Genomic DNA, 18925 nt, shown 5'->3' with positions numbered 1-18925 from the left:
GGGTATGAGAAGACTTTATCCGCCCGACGCTTGCGGCTACAGTGGCGCACAAGACACTTACCGGGAACTTTCCGCCAAATGCAACCGAACCCTGGATTGGTCGCGATTCTGGTCTACGACGGCCTCTGTACGTTCGAATTCGGCATCGCCGTGGAGATCTTCGGCCTGGCGCGGCCGGAGTTCGACTTCCCTTGGTACGAGCATCGTATCGTCGCCGTGGATCAGGGCCCGATGCGCGCCATGGGCGGGATTCAGGTGCTGGCCGATGGCGGCATGGAACTGCTCGAAGAGGCCCGCACGATCATCATTCCCGGCTGGCGTGATCGCAACGCGCCGGTACCGGAACACGTGCTCGCCGCCCTGCGCCAGGCGCATGCGCGGGGAGCGCGGTTGCTGTCGATCTGCTCCGGTGTGTTTGTGCTGGCGGCGACCGGCCTGCTGGACGGTCATGGCGCCACCACCCATTGGCGCTATGCCGCTGAGTTGGCCGAACGTTTTCCGAACATTCGGGTGGACCCGGATGTGCTCTATGTCGATTCCGGTCAATTGATCACCTCGGCGGGCAGCGCGGCGGGGATCGATGCGTGCCTGCACCTGGTGACGCGGGACTTAGGCACGCAGGTTGCCAACTCAGTGGCGCGGCGCCTGGTGATGTCGCCGCAACGCACCGGCGGTCAGGCGCAGTTTATTCCTACGCCCGTCAGCCCGACGCCGCGCAGCGATTTGTCCCGTGTCATGCAGTGGGCACGGGAACGCTTGCACGAACCGCTGGAGGTTCGCGAACTGGCGAGCGAGGCGGCCATGAGTGAACGCACGTTCCTGCGTCGGTTTACCGAGGCCACCGGCATGCCGCCCAAGGCGTGGTTGCAGCATGAGCGGCTGGCGCGGGCGAAGGAGTTGCTGGAGAGCACCGGGCAAAACACCGACCAGATTGCCGCGCAGTGTGGGTATCGCTCGGTGGAAAGCTTTCGCGTGGCGTTTCGTGGGGTGGTGGGCGTGCCGCCGTCAGTCTATCGGGAGCGGTTTGGGCGTGGGGTCAAAGCCATTATTTGAGGTGCGGTTGAGGGCCTCTTCGTGGGCAAGCCTCGCTCCTGCAAAGGCGACGCAATACCTGTAGGAGCGAGGCTTGCCCGCGAAGACATCAGCTCAGGCACCGTTTACCTCAAGGCTTGCGCAACAGGTAAGTATCCATAATCCACCCATTCGCCACCCGCGCCGCCTTGCGCACCCGCTCAATCTCCGGCGCCACGTCCTTGAGCTTGCCGCTGATCAGGATTTCATCCGGCGTCCCCAGATACGCGCCCCAGTAAATCTCCGTCTCCTGATCCGCCACTTGATGGTAGGAATCCTCGGCATCGAGCATCACCACGAGGCTGTCGGCATCGCTCACTTGCCCCGCCGCCAGCCGTCGGCCGGTGGTGATTTCAATTGAGCGGCCGATGCGATTCAGCGGTACCTTGTGCTGCGCCGCCAGCGCCTGAACGCTGGTGATTCCGGGGATCACGTCATACTCGAACGCACAACGGCCCGAGGCCAGGATCGCCTGCAAAATCCGCAGGGTGCTGTCGTACAACGCCGGATCGCCCCACACCAGAAAACCGCCGCACTGGCCGTCGGACAGTTCCTCATTGATCAGCCGCTCGAAGGTCTGCTGCTTGGCGAGGTTCAGATCGTCGACACTGGTCTTGTAGTCCACCTCCCCGCGCTCGCGTTCCGGGCTATGGGCTTGGACGAAGCGGTAGTCGTGACCGGTGATGAAGCGCTCGCAGATCTCACGGCGCAGGTCGATCAATTTGTCCTTGCTCTGGCCCTTGTCCATCAGGAAAAACACGTCGACGAGGTTCAGCGCCTTCACGGCCTGCATTGTGATGTAGTCAGGGTTGCCGGCGCCGATGCCGATGACCAGCAGCTTCTTCATCAAATTTCTCCTTCAAGCAAGCGCAGGCGCCAGCGGCCGGTGAACCGCAACTCGACGGCCGACAACGGTTCGACGTCGATCAGGTTGAATGCCTTGGCCTGCAACACCTGCGTCAGTGCTGCGCGAATGACAAAGGGATGGGTGATGGCAAGGACATGCCCCGGTGTTGCCACAAGGGCCTGGAGCCACTGCGCCACGCGTTCACAGAGTTGCGCGACCGACTCACCGCCATGGGGCGCCGAGGTCGGATCATCTAGCCAGGTTTGCAGTGCCTCGGGTTCGGACTTTTGCAGGTCATTGATCCGCACCCCGCTCCACCGTCCGAAGTCACAATCCCTCAGTGCCGAAACGATTTCAACGTCATTGCCAAACAACTCGGCGGTCTGCTGCGTGCGCAACTCCGGCCCACAGAGCACCCGTGGCGCCCCCTCGAACTGACCGCTGCGCGAACCCTTTGCCAATTGGCCATAAAATTCCAACGGCTCATTCGTAGGAAAACTCGCCAATTTTTGTGCGACTGTTCGCGCGTGGCACATCAGGGTCAAACGGGTTGCCTGCACGGTTTATCACCCTGTCGATGAAATGGAAAACGGCTCGATGCCGCCGATAATCACGCAATTGTGCCGCAAGACGCTTGATCCAGGGCGTTTCGTTTGCATCAGTACCGACGCGACGCGAGCTTGTTTAACCCATTAAGTTAGGCAATCTCTGACACCCGTGTGGGCGATGGACTACAAAGCCAGTCGACTTCCGTGTAGCCCTCAGCGCACGGGCTTTTCGCCCCATTTTGGGGCCTTAAAAAACCACGGAAAAATTCGCTAGACATGTAGCATGCGCTACATAAATACTGTTTTAGCGATTTATGAAACAAAACCGACATACCCATCCAGCAGGAGCCCGGATGCCCTCTCTCAGAGACCTGATCACCGATCCCGCCCTGGACCTTACGCCGGCGGAACGCAAAGTCATCCGTGCCTTGCTGGACCAATACCCGCGTAACGGGCTGGGACCGATGTCACGCTTGGCCGAACATGCCGGTGTCAGCGACCCCACCATTGTGCGGCTGGTGAAAAAACTGGGTTTCAGCGGTTACGCCGATTTCCAGGATGCCTTGCTCAGTGACATGGACCACCGCCTCCGGTCCCCCAGCGCCCTGTTGCAGCTTCGTTCTCATGTTCAGAAAGACGACGCCTGGAGCCATTACCTGGCGGACACCCATCGGGCGCTGGTGGATACCCATGCACTGACCCAACCCGAAGATGTGCGGATTCTGGTGCAGTGGCTGCTCGATACCCGTCATCAGGTTCACTGCTTTGGCGGGCGCTTCAGCAGTTTCCTCGCCAATTATTTGCTCAACCATTTGCGCTTGCTGCGCCCGGGCTGTTTCGCCCTGGAAGACAACGCACAACTGCCGGACCGGCTGTTCGACGTGCAGCGTCAGGACGTGGTGCTGGTGTTCGACTATCGCCGCTACCAGTCACAGGCCCTGCGCGTAGCCAATGCGGCGAAAAGCCGATACGCCCGGGTGGTGTTGTTCACGGACATCTATGCTTCACCGCTGCGGGAAATGGCCGACCTGATTATCAGTGCGCCGGTGGAATCGGTGTCGGCCTTCGACACCATGGTTCCGGCGCTGGCCCAGATCGAGGCGCTGATTGCCTGCCTGACCCTGCGCAGCCCGGAGCTGGCCGATCGCCTGGAAGGCATCGATGCCCTGCGAACCGATTTCGCCACCCACCTGCTGGAGGATAAATAAGGATGTTCACGCTCCCCCACCACTCGCCCCGGGACTTGCCGTTCACTGCCGATCACACCGCGCTGTTGCTGGTGGACATGCAGCGTGCCTGGCTCGAACCGCAGTTCGACCCGCACCTCAACGGACCGGATGGCGAGTACTTCCTGACCCGCACCCACATGCAGGTGGTGCCCAATCAACGCCGGTTGCTCAGTGCCTTTCGCAGCGCGCAGCAAAATGTGCTGCACACGATCATCGAAAGCCTGACCGCCGATGGCCGCGACCGCTCGCTGGACCACAAGCTCTCGGACATGCACTTGGCCAAGGGCAGCCCCCAGGCGCGGATCATCGACGACCTGACGCCGACAGAAAACGAAATCGTCTTGCCCAAGACTTCTTCCGGGGTCTTCAACTCCACCAACATCGACTACGTATTGCGCAACCTTGAAACGCGGCACCTGATCATCGCCGGCATCGTCACCGACCAGTGCGTGGACATGGCGGTGCGTGACGCCGCCGACCGTGGCTACCTGGTGACGCTAGTGGAGGATGCCTGTGCGACCTACACGCCGGAGCGTCATCAAGCCTGCCTGAACGCGATCAAGGGTTACTGCTGGATCACCGACACCCAGACCGTGCTCGGCCGGTTGCAGGAGATGCAAGCATGAGCGAACGCCTGTCGCCGCTGCCCATGACCACCCTCGTCACCACCGACCTGATCGGCGTGACACGTGGCCGTTCGTTCCCGACGGACGAACTTGAACATTACCTGGCGACGGGCTGCGGCTGGGTGCCGGCCAACAGCGCCCTGACCCCGCAAGACATCATCGCCTCCACCAACCCGTGGGGCGCCTATGGCGATTTACGCCTGATTCCCGACCTGAGCAGCCGGGTGACAGTCAGTAACGGCCCGGATGCCGCGGCCCCGGCGCTGGACTTCATCCACAGCGACATTCACGAAACCGATGGCCGCCCGTGGGGCGCCTGCCCACGCACGTTGTTGCGCAATGAAGTGCAGCGGTATCGCGCCAAATTGGGCTTGCAGGTCAACGCCGCGTTCGAACATGAATTCAACCTGAGCAGCGGCGCGGCCGATCAGCTGGCGTTCTCCCTTGAGGCCCAGCGTCAGGGCGCCGAGTTCGGTGGCTGGCTGCTCAGCGCCCTGCGCGCCGGTGGCGTCGAACCGGAAATGTTCCTGCCCGAATACGGCAAGCATCAATACGAAATCACCTGCCGCCCCGCCCTCGGCGTGGCCGCTGCGGACCGTGCGGTGAACGTGCGCGAGATCACCCGCGAGATCGCCCGGCAGATGGCCCTGGACGTGAGCTTCGCGCCGAAGACGTCCGAACATGCCGTGTGCAACGGCGTCCATCTGCATGTCAGCCTGTTGGATCTGGACGGCCAACCGCTGATGTACGACGCCGGCACGATCAATGGCCTGTCGACCCTCGGCCAGCACTGGGCCGCCGGCATCCTTCATTACTTGCCAGCGTTGTGCGCGTTTACCGCACCGACACCGGTGTCCTACGAGCGCTTGCAGCCGCATCACTGGAGCGCCTCCTACGCCTGCCTCGGCCAGCGCAACCGCGAAGCGGCGCTGCGGATCTGCCCGACCGTGAGCCTGGGCGGCAAATCGGTGGCGGCGCAATACAACCTGGAATTTCGCGCCATGGACGCCACGGCGTCGCCGCACCTGGCGATGGCCGCGCTGCTGATCGCCGGTCGCCTGGGCATCGAGCAACGCCTGGCCTTGAACGCGATCACCGATGAAATCCCCGATTCCCTGAACGAAGAACAACGCCAGGCCCACGGCATCGTCGCCCTGCCCGCCTCCCTTGCCGAGGCGCTCGAGTGCCTGCGCAATAGCGAGGCGCTGATCGAAGCCCTGCCGAGCGCGTTGATGGACACCTGGTTCGCCCTTAAAACCGAGGAACTGACGCTGACGGAACAGCTGTCCCCCGCCGAACGCTGTGAGCACTATGCACGCCTGTACTGAATCCGCTGAACTTGGCCTGTACACCGAGCCCGCGTACACCCTGAGCCGCGAAGACTCGGCGCACCCGTTGATTCTGGTGTGTGAACACGCCAGCCGTTTTATTCCATCCGGGTTGAATGACCTGGGCCTGAGTCACGACGCGGCCCGCGAGCATATCGCCTGGGACATTGGTGCGCTGGCGCTTGCTGAAGGTTTGTCCCAGGCACTGGGGGCGACGTTGCTGGCGGCCAATTACTCACGGCTCTTGATTGACCTCAACCGCCCGCGCCATGCCCCGGACAGCATCCCGCTGCAGAGCGAGATTTATCCGATACCGGGTAATCGGGATCTGGACGAAGTCACGCGCGAGTACCGCCGCGAATGCCTGTTCAAGCCGTTTCATGCCCGGCTGCAAACCTTGATCGACCAACGAATCGCCCAAGGGCGGCCGGTCCGGGTGGTCGGCATTCACAGTTTCACCCCGGTTTTCCACGGCCAACCGCGCGCGCTGGAAGTCGGCGTGCTGTTTGGCGAAGCCAGGGACTACGCCCAACGATTGATTGACGGGTTGAGCCAGCACCCCTTGAAGGTTGCCAGTAATGAGCCGTACAAAATCAACCCGCTGGGCGACATGACTGTGCCGGTCCACGGCGATGCACGGGGACTGGAATCGGTGTTGATCGAGGTGCGCAACGATCTGCTGCGCACCGCTGAAAACGTCAGTCGCTGGGCAGGTTATCTGGCTCCGCTGTTGTAAAAAATCGCGTCAAACCCGCAGCATGCAGCTGCTTTCATCCCAAGGAGTAGGGCTTCATGGAATTAGAAGAATTCGGCTACAAGCAAGAGTTGCAACGTAGCCTGTCGCTGACTGACCTGGTGGTGTACGGGATGATCTTCATGATCCCCATCGCCCCGTTCGGTGTGTACGGTTACGTCAACGCCGAAGCACCCGGCATGGTGCCGCTGGCCTACATCATCGGCATGGTGGCGATGCTGTTCACCGCCCTGAGTTACGGCAGCATGGCGCGGGCCTTTCCGATTGCCGGCTCGGTGTATTCCTACGCGCAACGCGGCCTCAACCCGCACGTCGGGTTTATCGCCGGCTGGCTGATGCTGCTCGATTACCTGCTGATTCCACCGCTGCTCTACGTGTACGCGGCCATGGCGCTGAATCACCTTTACCCTGACATCCCCAAAGTCGGTTTCATTCTGGCGTTTCTGGTCAGCGCGACCTTCGTCAACCTGCGGGGGATTACATTCACTGCCCGCATGAACATTGTCTTTCTGCTGGCGCAACTGGTGGTGCTGGGGATCTTCCTGTTCTACGCCTGGAATGCGCTGCACAGCGGCGGCGGTAACGGTCAACTGACCCTGGCGCCGCTGTACAACCCGGACACCTTCAATTTCGCCCTGCTGATGCAAGCCGTGTCGATTGCGGTCCTGTCCTTCCTCGGTTTCGATGCGATCTCCACCCTCGCCGAAGAAATCAAGGGCGACCCTGGCCGCAGCGTCGGCAAGGCAGCGCTGATTACACTGCTGGTGATGGGCGTGATCTTCGTCGTGCAAACCTGGATTGCCACAGACCTGGCGGCCGGCATGGGCTTCACCTCCGCCGACACCGCGTTCTATGAAATCGCCGAAATCGCTGCCGGCAGCTGGCTGGCAACCCTGACTGGCGTGGCCACCGCCCTGGCCTGGGGCGTGGCGGTTGCCATCACCTCGCAAGCGGCGGTATCGCGTCTGCTGTTCGGCATGGCCCGGGACGGCAAGCTGCCGAAAGTGCTGGCCAAGGTTCACCCGAAACACAACACCCCCTACCTGAGCATTTACCTCGTAGCGGTACTGTCGCTGGTGATCTGCTACCTGTTCATCAACTCGGTGGACACCCTCACTTCGCTGGTGAACTTCGGCGCGCTGAGCGGTTTCATGTTGCTGCACCTGACCGTGATCAATTACTACTGGCGTCGGCAGAAGTCCGGCCAGGTGATCCGTCACCTGGTCTGCCCGGTCGTTGGCTTCATCATCGTCGCGGCCATCATGTACAACATGGGGGTCGATGCACAAAAACTCGGACTGATCTGGATTGCCCTGGGCCTGGTGTATCTGTTTTTCCTCAACAAACTGGGCGCCAGCACAGCGTTGCCCGACCCGAGCAACGGCTGACAAGAAAAAGAGCGGCGTCTGACAAGAAATCAGGCGACCGCCGATTTAATGCGTGGAAACCGACAGTGATAGTCAGGTTCGGCACACAGCGCCGAACCCTTTGATACAGGAGTACATCCATGCTGGTCTTACGCCCAGTCGAGTTAGCCGACCTGCCCCAGTTACAGCAACTGGCGCGCGACAGCCTGGTCGGTGTCACGTCCTTGCCGGATGACACTGAACGCCTGCGCCTGCGAATTCTCGACTCCTGCGCCTCGTTCGACAAAGACGTGGAAGGTCATGGCCCGGAGAACTATTTCTTCGTGCTGGAGGATCTCGCGGCCCGGCGTCTGGTGGGGTGCTCGGAGATCCTTGCCACCGCCGGCTTCAACGAACCGTTCTACAGTTTGCGCAACCGTCACTTCAACAGCGCCTCCCGGGAGCTGAACATCGAGCACGGCGTACCGGCGTTGTCGTTGTGTCAGGACCTCAGCGGCCACACCTTGCTACGGGGCTTTCACATCGATACGGCGCTGGTGCGCACGGCGTTTTCGGAGTTGCTGTCCCGGGCGCGCCTGTTGTTCATTGCCGCCCATTCGCAGCGTTTTGCGCGAGCGGTGATCACCGAGATCGTCGGCTTCAGCACCGAGGAGGCGCAATCACCGTTCTGGGATGCGCTGGGCAAGCATTTCTTCGACCTGCCCTACGCCGAAGCCGAACGGCTCTGCGGTCTGGAGAGCCGGACCTTCCTCGCCGAACTGATGCCGCAATACCCGATCTACGTGCCGATGCTGCCCCAGGCTGCGCAGGATTGCATCGGCCGGATCCACCCCGATGGCCAGGAGGCCTTCGATATTCTTGAGCGTGAGGGATTTGAAACCAACAGCTACATCGACCTGTTTGACGGTGGGCCGACGCTGTACGCGCGCACCTCGAACATTCTCTCCATCGCCCAAAGCCAGACCGGCACGGCGCAACGGGCTTCGCTGATCGATGCGTGCGGCCGTTACCTGGTGAGCAATGACGCGCTGAAGGACTATCGCGCGATCGTCGCCGAGTTGAATGTCCAGGCCGGGCAACCGGTGGGGTTGAGCGCCGAGATGTGTGCCGCCCTGAACGTCACCGATGGCAGCCCGATCCGGCTGATTGCCCTGTGAGCAGCACCCGGCCCCATGCCCAACGACAGCGCCCGAACTGGCGCGAAGAAGGAGCTGCATCATGATTGTCCGCCCGGTTCGCATCACCGACCTGCCCGCCTTGATGGATCTGGTGCAACAGGCCGGCCACGGGTTTACCACCCTGCCGGCCAACGAAGAACGCCTGGTGCACCGGGTGCGCTGGGCCCAGCGGACCTTCGCCGAGCAGGTCGAGCGTGCCGATGCCGATTACCTGTTCGTGCTGGAAGATGACGATCAGCAAGTGGTCGGCATCAGTGCGCTGGCCGGTGCCGTTGGCCTGCGTGAACCCTGGTACAACTATCGGGTCGGGCTGACCGTCAGTTCGTCGCCGGACCTGGGTATTCAACGGCAGATTCCGACGCTGTTCCTGAATAATGAAATGACCGGGCAATCGGAAATCTGCTCGCTGTTCCTGCGCCCCGATCAACGCCACGGCAGCAACGGTCGGTTGCTGTCCCTGGGACGCTTGCTGTTCGTGGCCGAGTTCCCGCACCTGTTCGGCGACAAACTCATCGCCGAACTGCGCGGCAGCGCCGACGAATACGGCTGTTCACCGTTCTGGGACAGCCTGGGCCGGCACTTCTTCAAGATGGATTTCAGCCACGCCGATCACTTGTCGGGGCTGGGCAGCAAATCGTTCATCGCCGAACTGATGCCGCGCCAGCCGCTTTACACGTGCCTGCTCACCGAACAGGCCCAGGCCGTCATCGGCCAGGCCCACCCAAACACCGAACCGGCACTGAAGATCCTCAAGGCCGAAGGTTTTGTGCATCAGGGTTACATCGACATCTTCGACGCAGGCCCGGTGATCGAAGCCCCGGTCGCGAAAATCCGCACCGTGCGCGACAGCCAACCGCTGGTTTTGGCTATCGGCACGCCCGACGAGCAGGCCCCGGTGTGGCTGATCCACAATCGCCGCCTGGAGAACTGCCGCATCACCACCGCCCAGGCCAGGCTGGTGGGCAACAGCCTGGTCGTCGACCGACTCACGGCCAAACGCCTGCAACTGCAACCGGGTAACTCGGTGCGGGCCGTGCCGTTACCCAATCGGCAACAGCAGGCGGTGGCAGCGTGATCAGATCCTGAGTCCACCCCCACCCTTGTGGTAAGTGGGGTTCACCTGTGGCGAGGGAGCTTGCTCCCGTTGGGCTGCGAAGCGGCCCCAAAACTGCCACCCTAATCTATTTTTCCAGACACACCGCCCCCATCGTTTTACGACTGCTGCGCAGCCGAACGGGAGCAAGCTCCCTCGCCACAGGTAAACCCGCTCGCCACAGAGGTCCGCGTTTATCTGAGCCCCCCGCAAAATTCGTCATCATCTTCCCCTCCTTCGCGTGATAGCCTTTTGTTCCTTCGGCGTTGACACCTTTGCTCAAGCCTTTCCATTCCTTTGTATTGGTGGAACTCATATGTCCAGGCTTTCTCATCAAGATTTGCGCCGTAACTTCCGCGAGCTGTTTGCTTCCAACACCTGCTATCACACGGCGTCGGTCTTCGACCCGATGTCGGCCCGCATTGCCGCTGACCTGGGGTTTGAAGTGGGCATCCTCGGCGGTTCTGTTGCCTCGTTGCAGGTGCTGGGCGCTCCCGACTTTGCCTTGATCACTCTCAGCGAGTTCGCCGAACAGGCCACGCGCATCGGTCGAGTGGCCCAATTGCCGGTCATCGCCGACGCCGACCACGGCTATGGCAACGCGCTCAACGTGATGCGCACCATCGTCGAACTGGAACGCGCCGGCATCGCCGCCCTGACCATCGAAGACACCCTGCTGCCGGCGCAATTCGGCCGCAAATCCACCGACCTGATCGGCGTGGCGGAAGGCGTCGGCAAGATTCGCGCGGCACTGGAAGCCCGGGTCGACTCGGAAATGGCGATCATCGCGCGTACCAACGCCGGGATCCTGCCGGTTCAGGAAGTCATCAGCCGCACCTGTCATTACCAGCAGGCCGGTGCGGACGGGATTTGCATGGTGGGCGTGCGGGACTTCGATCACCTCGAACAGATTGCCGAACACCTGAGCGTGCCACTGATGCTGGTCACCTACGGCAACCCGCTGCTGCGCGATGACAAACGCCTGGCCGAACTGGGCGTGCGGGTGACCATTGATGGTCATGGCGCGTACTTCGCGGCGATCAAGGCGACGTATGACAGCCTGCGCGAGCAACGGCAGATCTTTACCCAGGCGTCGGATTTGAGCGCTACCGAGCTGACTCATACGTATACGCAGCCTGAGGAATATATCCGTTGGGCAGAAGAGTTCATGAGTGTGAAGGAATAGCGCCGCAGCTTGTTGCGCTGTAGGACATCGATTTTACTAACACCAAAAATCCCTGTGGCGAGGGAGCTTGTCGGATCGCCGCACCGTCCCGCTGGGCTGCGAAGCGGCCCCACGAAAAAGGGGAGGACTGCTGCACAGTCCCGCGGGAGCAAGCTCCCTCGCCACAGGGAACAATTTTCAGCGCTTCGCCAACTCCATGATCATCCGCGACAGCAGATAAATCCGCGGCGCTACGCTCTCTACCTCCGCGTATTCTTCAGGCGTATGAATATTGCCGCCGACAATCCCGAACCCATCCAGTGTCGGCGTACCCACCCCGGCCGAGAGGCTGGCGTCTGCCGCCCCGCCGCTGCCTTCTTCCGTCAACTTGCGCCCGATCTCGCCGTAAATCCCCTGAGCCATGGCCATCAGCCGATCCGATTCCGCCGTTTGCGGCATCGGTGGCAAACCGCGTTGTAGCGTGGTGGTGACTTCGGTATCAGGAATCAGCTTGTCCTTGGACACCCGCGCCAGGTCCTTCTCGATCCGGTCGAACTCTTCCGGTACCGCCGCCCGCACGTCGGCCTTGGCCGTGGCCTGGTCCGGAATCACGTTGGTGCGGTCGCCCGACTTGATCACGGTGAAGTTGATGGTGGTTTTCTTCTCGGCGTCGCCCAGTTTGCCGAGCTGCAGAATCTGGTGCGCCGCCTCCATCGCCGCGTTACGCCCCAGCTCCGGCGCAACACCGGCATTTGCGGCTTTGCCTTTGACTTCCACCACCGCCGTCGCGCTGCCTTTGCGCCACACCACCAGGCCATCCGCCGGGCGGCCCGGTTCGAGGTTGAGGGTCACGTCGTGGGCCTTGGCGGTTTTCTTGATCAGGTCGGTGGCGATGTCCGAGCCGGCTTCTTCGCTGGCATCAAGCAGGAAGGTGATTTGAGCGTAGTCCTTGAAATCGAGGTTTTTCAGGACTTTCAGTGCGTAGATCCCGGCGACGATGCCGCCCTTGTCGTCCATCACGCCCGGCCCGTAGGCGCGGCCGTCCTTGATATGAAAAGGGCGCTCGGCGGCCGAGCCTTCCTTGAACACGGTGTCCATGTGCGCCATCAGCAGAATTTTCGCCTTGCCGGTGCCTTTGAGGGTCGCGATCACGTGGCTGCTTTTGTCCGGTGTGTTGGGTACCAGTTCGATGGTGGCGCCGAGTTTTTTCAACTCGTCGATGGCGATGTCGCGCACTTGCGTCAGCCCGGGTTCATAGCCGGAACCGGAGTCGATGTTTACCAGACGCTCCAACAATTTCAGGGCTTCACCCTTGTACTGTTCGGCGTCGGCGAGGACTTGTTTGTGGGGTTCGGCGAAGGCTGCAGGGGCGAATGCGCCGAGGGCGAGGGTCAGGCCTAGGCTGGTGGCCAGCAGGGAACGAGGGAGATTGAGCGTCATGAATCGATCCTTGTTTCGTGTCGGGGGTCAAAAACACCCTACCTGACTACGGCGCACGGCTCTAGACCGAATGCGACGCACACGAACCTGAGGCCGATCCCGCAGGGGGATGTGTGCAGGCCCTCAGACCGGGTCGAGCAGCTCGTGATGGGGTTTGCCGTCTATGCGGTAGATCACGCGGTTGCGGCCGGTGGTCTTGGCTTGGTAGAGCGCCTGGTCGGCATCATTGAGCCACAACGTGGCGTCGGTGTGTGACGGGTCGAATGCCGCCAGGCCAATGCTCAAGCTGACTTTCAGCGCCGGGTTCTGCTCGTAGCCCAGGGTCGCGAAGCGATCACGCAAGGCGTCCATGGCAGCCGCTGCGCTGTCGAGGGGCAAATCCGGGAGGAGCACGCAGAATTCGTCGCCACCATAGCGCCCCGCCACATCGGTCGCCCGCAGGTTCTGCTTGAGCATTTTGCTCAGTTGCCGCAGCACGATGTCCCCGGCGACATGGCCGTAGGTGTCATTGATGGTCTTGAAATGGTCGATGTCGATCAACGCAATCGCCCCGCCCTGCTGCTGGCGTTGGCAACGCTGGAATTCAACTTCCAGCTGGTCTTTCCAGGCGCCATGGTTCAGCAGGCCAGTGAGGCTGTCGGTACGGCTCAGGGCCAGCAATTCGCGTTTTTGGCGGCCCAGGGTGGTGGCCTGTTGAAAACAGATCCAGCCCAGCGCCAGCGGATACAGGCTCAGCAAGGGCAGACAGGCGTAGAGCTGCAACGGGCTGGTTTGCGCAACGAAGGCCGGTGTGAACACCAGCAGGCCGACACCCACCCCGAGAATCTGCGCAACCGTGCCCACCAGCAGGAACCGCAAACCGCCGATCGCCACGTTGTTCATGGCCATCATGGACAGCGTCGCCGCGCTCGGCAGTGGATTGAACTGCATGGCAGCGACCCAGAATCCACCGAGAAAGGCGTCGACGAGAATGTTGCGATGTTCGGCGTGAAACGGCACCTTCGCCCGACGCGCCCATTGATAGGCAACATGCGGCCAGAGCACGCCATTGACCACCATCAGCACCCAGACCCACGGCGCCGGGTTGAGTGGATACATCGCCGCGCCTACGCACAACAGGCCCAAGGCCAGGCCCAGGGTTCGCGATGTATAGAGCCTTCTGGCCAGTGAAAGCCCTTTTCCTCCCGTTTTTCCCATAAGGGCCTCTGCGTCACACAACGGAACCCGACAAAACACGGGGTGCGGGTGTGGTGGGAGTCTATCAGGGCAACGTTAAATAGCCATCACCGGCGGGCAGCCTGAATCCTGCGCAGTCTTTGTCGGCCATGTTTGGGCTATACATGAAGGAAGAGTTGGATAAACAACGATAAAGGAGACCCATGCAGACTTTTCAGGTGTTGATCATCGGCAGCGGTTTTGGCGGTCAGTGCGCGGCGATCAATCTGCTCAAGGCAGGCATCGACGATTTTCGCCTGCTGGAACGACGGGACTTTTTTGGCGGCACCTGGTGCCAGAACACCTACCCCGGCGCGGCCGTCGATGTGCCCTCGCCGCTCTATTCGCTGTCCTTCGCCCCTTACCGCTGGACGCAAATGTTCGCCGATCAGGCTGAACTGCATCACTACACCCAGTACGTGGTGGAGCACTTCGGCCTGCGGGACAAGGTCGAACTGCAAGCCAATGTCGAGCGCATCGAATGGGACGCCGACGGCCAGCGCTGGGCGGTGCACACCGGCGCCAAAGGCACGTTTTACGCGCAGTTCCTGATCAACGCGACGGGGCCGCTGAGTCAACCGGTGGTGCCTCATTTCGAAGGCCAGGAACGCTTCCAGGGCACGACGTTTCACACCAACAACTGGGATCACACCTTCGATTACCGGCACAAACGTGTCGCCATCGTCGGCAGCGGCGCCAGTGCGGCCCAGGTCATTCCGACCATTGCACCAGACGTCGAGCACCTGCATGTGTTCCAGCGTACGCCGCACTGGGTGTTGCCCCGCGCCGACCGTACCTTCGGGCCTTTCCAGCGTTGGCTGCTGGGCCTCAAACCGGCATACAAACTGCTGCGCTGGATGCTCTACTGGCAGTTCGAATCCCGGGTGATTGCCTTCAAATACTCGAAACCGGCGATCCGCATGGTCCAGCAACACGCCCTGCGCTTCCTCAAGCGCCAGGTGCCTGACCCCGAATTGCGCCGCAAACTGACACCGGACTTCACCATCGGCTGCAAGCGAGTGATCGTATCAAGCACCCTCTACCCGGCACTCGGGCGCAGCAACGTGACGCTGCACAGCCGCGAACAAGGCATCGCGTCCATCGACGAAACCGGCATCGTTACCCTGGACGGTCAGCACATCGACCTGGACCTGATCGTCTGGTCCACCGGGTACGACGCCACCGACGGGGTGATTTCCTACCCGGTCACCGGTAAAAACGGCACCCGGCTCAAAGACGTCTGGGCCCAGTACCCGCGGGCTTATCTGGGCACCAGCCTGCCGGACTTCCCCAACTTGTTTATCGTCACCGGGCCCAATACCGGCATCGGCCACACCTCGGCGCTGTTCATCATCGAGTCACAGATGAATTACATCCTCGATTGCATCCGCACGCTGAAAGAAAAGGGTTTGCGCAGCATCGAAGTACGCCCCGAGGCAGAACGTACCTACACTGAGATGATCCACCGTGAAATGGAGCGTACCGTCTGGAAGTCCGGGGGCTGCCACAGTTGGTATCAAAGCAAGAGCGGTCATGTGATCGCCATGTTCCCGGGGTTCAGTTTCAGCTATCACCGGTTGACCCGGGCACTGAAACCCGCCGATCACATTTTGTCCTGATCACGTAAAAGGAAGATGCCTGATGCTTGTGTTGGTTGTCCTTATCGCGGTTTTTGTGGCCTGGAGCTGGCTGAGTTACCCGGCCATCGGCTATTGGCTCTATGACCTGAATATGGCCCTGGAAGCCAAGCTGTATCGGCTGCACAAAATCGTCGTACCCATCACGGAAATGACCGTCTCGACCTGGCAAGGCGGGCCCTATGAAGCGTCCAGCAGTGTGCTGATGCTGCACGGCTACAGCGCCGACAAGAACATCTGGCTGCGCTTCGCCCGGCATTTTGTCGGCAACTATCGGGTGATCATCCCGGACATCGCCGGTCACGGCGAAACCGGCTTCAAGGCCGGTGGCGGCTATGACATCCCGCTGCAGGCCAAGCGGATGATTCAGCTGCTGGACGTTTGCGGAGTCGAAAAGGTCCATGTGATCGGCAATTCGATGGGCGGCTACATCGCCGCGTGGCTGGCGGCGACGTACCCGGACCGGATTGCCTCCGTCGCCCTGATCGACCCGGCTGGCGTCACCGCCCCCGAGGCCAGCGACCTGGAGCGACATCTTGCCAAGGGGCACAACCCGTTTCTGATCAACTCGCGGGAAGAATTCCAGCGCTTCTACGCCATGACCATGGCCGAGCCACCGTGGGTGCCGGGCGTGGTGCTGGACGCCATCGCCCAGCGTTATGAACAGAGTCGTGATGAGCTGGAAGAAATCTTCAACGACTTCCGCGCCAGCCCGCCGATGGAGCCCAAACTCCCAGACATCAAGTGCCCGGCGCTGCTGCTATGGGGGCGCAAGGACCGTCTGATCGATGTCAGCAGCGTGGCGGTCTGGAGTAAAGGCATTGCTGATTTGCGCGTGGACATCTGGGACCACATTGGCCATATGCCGATGGTCGAACAACCGGCCAATACGGCGCGGTTGTATCGGGAGTTCCTCGGATCGCTGCGTTCGGAGAGCCGTTCGCACCTGTAATCCCCAATCAATCCTGCAGGACCGCCGCCCGCTCGCTCCTACAGGGTTTGTGGGCAACCAATAGTGCGAAGCAGTCCTTGGCAGAATGAAGTCCGTAAGATTCTTCGTTTGTCGGCGTTGCAGAAGGCTGCGATCTTTTCCCCCATCCTTCACGTCACCGCGCCAGGAATTTTTTTCATGAGCCACCCAAGCTTCGTCAGCCCTGACCTGATCCGCCAACGCTTCTCCAAAGCGATGTCCGACATGTACCGCGAAGAAGTGCCGCTGTACGGCGCGCTGATGAAGCTCGTAGAGCAGACCAACCGTCACGTGCTCGACAGCGATCCGCAGGTGGCCCGCCAGCTGAACAGCACCGGCGAAATCGAGCGGCTGGACCTGGAGCGTCACGGCGCAATCCGCGTCGGCACCGCTGGCGAACTGGCCACCCTCGCACGATTGTTCGCGGTCATGGGCATGCAACCCGTGGGCTATTACGACCTGACCCCGGCCGGCGTGCCGGTGCACTCCACCGCGTTCCGCGCCGTGCATGAAACCGCCCTGCAAGTCAGCCCGTTCCGGGTATTCACCTCACTGCTGCGCCTGGAACTGATCGAAGACCTGGAGCTGCGAGCCTTCGCTCAATCGGTGCTGGATAAACGCCAGATCTTCACCCCGACAGCCCTTGCCCTGATCGACCGCGCCGAAACCGCAGGCGGTCTGAACGAACAAGAGGCGCAGGACTTCGTCGAACAGGCGCTTGAAACCTTCCGCTGGCACCACAGCGCAACCGTCACCGCCGAGCAGTACCAGAAACTCAGCGCACAGCATCGCCTGATTGCCGATGTAGTCGCGTTCAAAGGCCCGCACATCAATCACCTGACGCCGCGTACCCTGGACATCGACATCGTCCAGGCGCAAATGCCCGCCCACGGCATCACGCCCAAAGCCGTGATCGAAGGCCCGCCCCGCCGTCAGTGCCCGATCCTGCTGCGCCAGACCAGTTTCAAGGCGCTCGACGAGCCGATTGCCTTCACCGATCAAGCCGGGACACGCGGCAGCCACAGCGCACGCTTCGGTGAAATCGAACAGCGCGGCGCGGCGCTCACCCCGAAAGGACGGGCACTTTACGACCGCCTGCTCAACGCAGCCCGTGATGAGTTGCAGGACTTCCCCAACGAGGCCAATGCCGCACGCTACAACGCGCTGATGACGCAGCACTTTGCAGAATTCCCTGACACGTATGAAGGCATGCGCCAACAGGAACTGGCGTACTTTCGTTATTTCGTCACGGAAAAAGGCCTGGAGGCGGATGAGCTGAAATCGTTGTCGCTAGACGATTTGCTCAGTGGCGGGTACTTGCGGGTCGAACCGTTGGTGTATGAAGATTTTCTGCCGGTCAGTGCGGCGGGGATTTTCCAGTCGAACCTGGGGGATGCGGCGCAGGTGAATTATGGCGTGCATTCGAACCAGCAGGCCTTTGAACAGGCGCTGGGGCGGCCGACCATTGATGAATTGGGCTTGTATGCCGAGACGCAGCGGCGTTCGATCGAACAATGTTTTGAGACTTCGAGATTGTCGCGTCTGATTTGACTCAACGAACTGCCAGCCGATTGCAATGTGTGGCGAGGGAGCTTGCTCCCGCTTGAGTGCGCAGCACTCACAAAATCTCCGTCATACGTAGAATTTTTGGGGCCGCTTCGCAGCCCAGCGCGAGCAAGCTCGCTCGCCACATAGAATCTTCAATCCGCTGAGATTCCGTGTTTAGCGGAGTTTTGCCAACAGCGCCTCAGCGGCAGCCTCGGACGACGCCGGGTTTTGCCCGGTGATCAGCAGGCCATCGGTGAGCACATAACTTGCCCAATCCGCGCCCTTGGAATACTCACCGCCCTTCTCCTTCAGCATGTCCTCCACCAGAAACGGCACGACCTTCGTCAGTTGCACCGCCTCTTCCTCAGTGTTGGTGAACCCCGTCACCCGCTTGCCTTTGACCAATGGCTGGCCATCAGCACCCTTGACGTGACGCAGCACACCCGGTGCGTGGCAAACGGCCGCGACCGGTTTATCCGCCTTGATGAACGCTTCGATCAGCGCGATCGAGTTCTTGTCTTCGGTCAGGTCCCACAACGGCCCATGACCGCCCGGGTAGAAAACCGCATCGTAATCTTGAGCTCTCGCGCTGCTCAGAAGCGCGGTAGACGCCAATGCAGACTGGGCTGCGGAGTCTTTGCGAAAACGATCAGTGGCAGCAGTTTGTGCATCTGGCTCGTCGCTTTTCGGGTCCAACGGCGGCTGGCCACCCTTGGGCGAAACCAGGGTCAGTTGAGCGCCGGCATCCTTAAAGGCGAAGTACGGCGCGGCGAATTCTTCCAGCCAGAAGCCGGTTTTCTTACCCGTGTTGCCCAATTGATCGTGGGACGTTAAAACCATCAGGATTTTCATGTCGTTCTCACTCCACTTCCAGGTTGTTCGGACGCTCGACGGCGCTGTTTTTATGGA

General features: G+C 61.2%; 17 protein-coding genes. 12 read left to right on the top strand and 5 right to left on the bottom strand.

Annotated elements, in window-relative coordinates; translation table 11 throughout:
* The first annotated feature begins 78 nt into the window (after nt 1-78).
* On the top strand, nt 79-1053 hold the full coding sequence (ftrA, locus tag AB4N91_RS08565) for a transcriptional regulator FtrA (protein ID WP_010455550.1): 975 nt from the start codon (nt 79-81) through the stop codon (nt 1051-1053).
* Nucleotides 1054-1162: 109 nt separating this feature from the next.
* Here ftrA and cobF read toward each other — a convergent pair whose 3' ends face one another.
* Together cobF and AB4N91_RS08555 are read right to left on the bottom strand one after the other, a co-directional pair.
* The gene (gene cobF / locus AB4N91_RS08560; protein ID WP_145308246.1) at nt 1163-1918 is read right to left on the bottom strand and encodes a precorrin-6A synthase (deacetylating); all 756 of its coding nucleotides are present in this window, start codon (nt 1916-1918) and stop codon (nt 1163-1165) included.
* A complete protein-coding gene (locus AB4N91_RS08555; protein WP_169858090.1) occupies nt 1918-2478 on the bottom strand; it encodes a histidine phosphatase family protein in 561 nt (186 codons plus the stop codon). The genes cobF and AB4N91_RS08555 overlap by 1 nt, the downstream gene beginning before the upstream one ends.
* Before the next feature lie 341 nt (nt 2479-2819).
* Here AB4N91_RS08555 and AB4N91_RS08550 point away from each other — a divergent pair, with 341 nt between their 5' ends.
* The 8 genes from AB4N91_RS08550 (at nt 2820) to AB4N91_RS08515 (ending at nt 11227) form a co-directional block, all read left to right on the top strand.
* Nucleotides 2820-3674, top strand: a complete 855-nt coding sequence (locus tag AB4N91_RS08550) for a MurR/RpiR family transcriptional regulator (RefSeq protein ID WP_010455555.1) — start codon at nt 2820-2822, stop codon at nt 3672-3674.
* 2 nt (nt 3675-3676) lie between these two features.
* Complete coding sequence (locus tag AB4N91_RS08545; protein ID WP_010455557.1) at nt 3677-4321, top strand: cysteine hydrolase family protein; 645 nt, start codon at nt 3677-3679, stop codon at nt 4319-4321.
* Nucleotides 4318-5649, top strand: coding sequence for a glutamine synthetase family protein (locus tag AB4N91_RS08540; RefSeq protein ID WP_314639758.1), 1332 nt, complete (start codon nt 4318-4320; stop codon nt 5647-5649). The genes AB4N91_RS08545 and AB4N91_RS08540 overlap by 4 nt, the downstream gene beginning before the upstream one ends.
* Entirely contained in the window at nt 5633-6385 is a 753-nt protein-coding gene (locus AB4N91_RS08535; protein WP_460112292.1) for an N-formylglutamate amidohydrolase, read from the top strand. Before AB4N91_RS08540 ends, AB4N91_RS08535 begins: the two co-directional genes overlap by 17 nt.
* Nucleotides 6386-6441: 56 nt before the next feature.
* On the top strand, nt 6442-7791 hold the full coding sequence (locus AB4N91_RS08530; protein WP_077749072.1) for an APC family permease: 1350 nt from the start codon (nt 6442-6444) through the stop codon (nt 7789-7791).
* A 119-nt stretch (nt 7792-7910) separates the two neighbouring features.
* Complete coding sequence (locus AB4N91_RS08525; protein ID WP_460112291.1) at nt 7911-8927, top strand: arginine N-succinyltransferase; 1017 nt, start codon at nt 7911-7913, stop codon at nt 8925-8927.
* 61 nt (nt 8928-8988) lie between these two features.
* On the top strand, nt 8989-10023 hold the full coding sequence (gene astA / locus AB4N91_RS08520) for an arginine N-succinyltransferase (RefSeq protein ID WP_460112290.1): 1035 nt from the start codon (nt 8989-8991) through the stop codon (nt 10021-10023).
* A 334-nt stretch (nt 10024-10357) separates the two neighbouring features.
* Entirely contained in the window at nt 10358-11227 is an 870-nt protein-coding gene (locus tag AB4N91_RS08515) for an isocitrate lyase/PEP mutase family protein (protein ID WP_010455567.1), read from the top strand.
* A 177-nt stretch (nt 11228-11404) separates the two neighbouring features.
* Here AB4N91_RS08515 and AB4N91_RS08510 read toward each other — a convergent pair whose 3' ends face one another.
* Both AB4N91_RS08510 and AB4N91_RS08505 read right to left on the bottom strand, forming a co-directional pair.
* Nucleotides 11405-12646, bottom strand: a complete 1242-nt coding sequence (locus AB4N91_RS08510; RefSeq protein WP_460112289.1) for a M20/M25/M40 family metallo-hydrolase — start codon at nt 12644-12646, stop codon at nt 11405-11407.
* A 123-nt stretch (nt 12647-12769) separates the two neighbouring features.
* The gene (locus AB4N91_RS08505; RefSeq protein WP_042932758.1) at nt 12770-13843 is read right to left on the bottom strand and encodes a diguanylate cyclase; all 1074 of its coding nucleotides are present in this window, start codon (nt 13841-13843) and stop codon (nt 12770-12772) included.
* A 182-nt stretch (nt 13844-14025) separates the two neighbouring features.
* Here AB4N91_RS08505 and AB4N91_RS08500 point away from each other — a divergent pair, with 182 nt between their 5' ends.
* From AB4N91_RS08500 to hglS, 3 genes are all read left to right on the top strand, one after another.
* Entirely contained in the window at nt 14026-15480 is a 1455-nt protein-coding gene (locus tag AB4N91_RS08500) for a flavin-containing monooxygenase (protein ID WP_460112288.1), read from the top strand.
* A gap of 22 nt (nt 15481-15502) precedes the next feature.
* Entirely contained in the window at nt 15503-16450 is a 948-nt protein-coding gene (locus tag AB4N91_RS08495) for an alpha/beta fold hydrolase (protein ID WP_010455571.1), read from the top strand.
* A gap of 177 nt (nt 16451-16627) precedes the next feature.
* Nucleotides 16628-18019 (top strand): 2-oxoadipate dioxygenase/decarboxylase HglS, encoded by a 1392-nt coding sequence (hglS, locus tag AB4N91_RS08490; protein WP_145308224.1) that lies wholly within the window; start codon nt 16628-16630, stop codon nt 18017-18019.
* A gap of 171 nt (nt 18020-18190) precedes the next feature.
* On the opposite strand, the gene AB4N91_RS08485 is transcribed toward hglS, so the two are convergent.
* A complete protein-coding gene (locus AB4N91_RS08485) occupies nt 18191-18868 on the bottom strand; it encodes a type 1 glutamine amidotransferase domain-containing protein (RefSeq protein WP_145308222.1) in 678 nt (225 codons plus the stop codon).
* Nucleotides 18869-18925: the final 57 nt, after the last annotated feature.

This window comes from Pseudomonas sp. H3_D04 (assembly GCF_054669175.1).
The sequence above is the reverse complement of the archived record's forward strand: the minus strand, read 5'-3'. Positions and strand labels throughout refer to the sequence as shown.

Excerpts from the sequence above, each read along its gene's own strand:
- AB4N91_RS08515 (WP_010455567.1), top strand. The coding sequence starts at position 10,358 with ATGTCCAGGCTTTCTCATCAAGATTTGCGCCGTAACTTCCGCGAGCTG.
- AB4N91_RS08525 (WP_460112291.1), top strand. The coding sequence starts at position 7,911 with ATGCTGGTCTTACGCCCAGTCGAGTTAGCCGACCTGCCCCAGTTACAG.
- AB4N91_RS08485 (WP_145308222.1), bottom strand. The coding sequence starts at position 18,868 with ATGAAAATCCTGATGGTTTTAACGTCCCACGATCAATTGGGCAACACG.
- AB4N91_RS08545 (WP_010455557.1), top strand. The coding sequence starts at position 3,677 with ATGTTCACGCTCCCCCACCACTCGCCCCGGGACTTGCCGTTCACTGCC.
- AB4N91_RS08505 (WP_042932758.1), bottom strand. The coding sequence starts at position 13,843 with ATGGGAAAAACGGGAGGAAAAGGGCTTTCACTGGCCAGAAGGCTCTAT.
- ftrA (WP_010455550.1), top strand. The coding sequence starts at position 79 with ATGCAACCGAACCCTGGATTGGTCGCGATTCTGGTCTACGACGGCCTC.
- AB4N91_RS08540 (WP_314639758.1), top strand. The coding sequence starts at position 4,318 with ATGAGCGAACGCCTGTCGCCGCTGCCCATGACCACCCTCGTCACCACC.
- AB4N91_RS08510 (WP_460112289.1), bottom strand. The coding sequence starts at position 12,646 with ATGACGCTCAATCTCCCTCGTTCCCTGCTGGCCACCAGCCTAGGCCTG.
- AB4N91_RS08500 (WP_460112288.1), top strand. The coding sequence starts at position 14,026 with ATGCAGACTTTTCAGGTGTTGATCATCGGCAGCGGTTTTGGCGGTCAG.
- AB4N91_RS08550 (WP_010455555.1), top strand. The coding sequence starts at position 2,820 with ATGCCCTCTCTCAGAGACCTGATCACCGATCCCGCCCTGGACCTTACG.
- AB4N91_RS08535 (WP_460112292.1), top strand. The coding sequence starts at position 5,633 with ATGCACGCCTGTACTGAATCCGCTGAACTTGGCCTGTACACCGAGCCC.
- astA (WP_460112290.1), top strand. The coding sequence starts at position 8,989 with ATGATTGTCCGCCCGGTTCGCATCACCGACCTGCCCGCCTTGATGGAT.
- AB4N91_RS08530 (WP_077749072.1), top strand. The coding sequence starts at position 6,442 with ATGGAATTAGAAGAATTCGGCTACAAGCAAGAGTTGCAACGTAGCCTG.
- AB4N91_RS08495 (WP_010455571.1), top strand. The coding sequence starts at position 15,503 with ATGCTTGTGTTGGTTGTCCTTATCGCGGTTTTTGTGGCCTGGAGCTGG.
- hglS (WP_145308224.1), top strand. The coding sequence starts at position 16,628 with ATGAGCCACCCAAGCTTCGTCAGCCCTGACCTGATCCGCCAACGCTTC.
- cobF (WP_145308246.1), bottom strand. The coding sequence starts at position 1,918 with ATGAAGAAGCTGCTGGTCATCGGCATCGGCGCCGGCAACCCTGACTAC.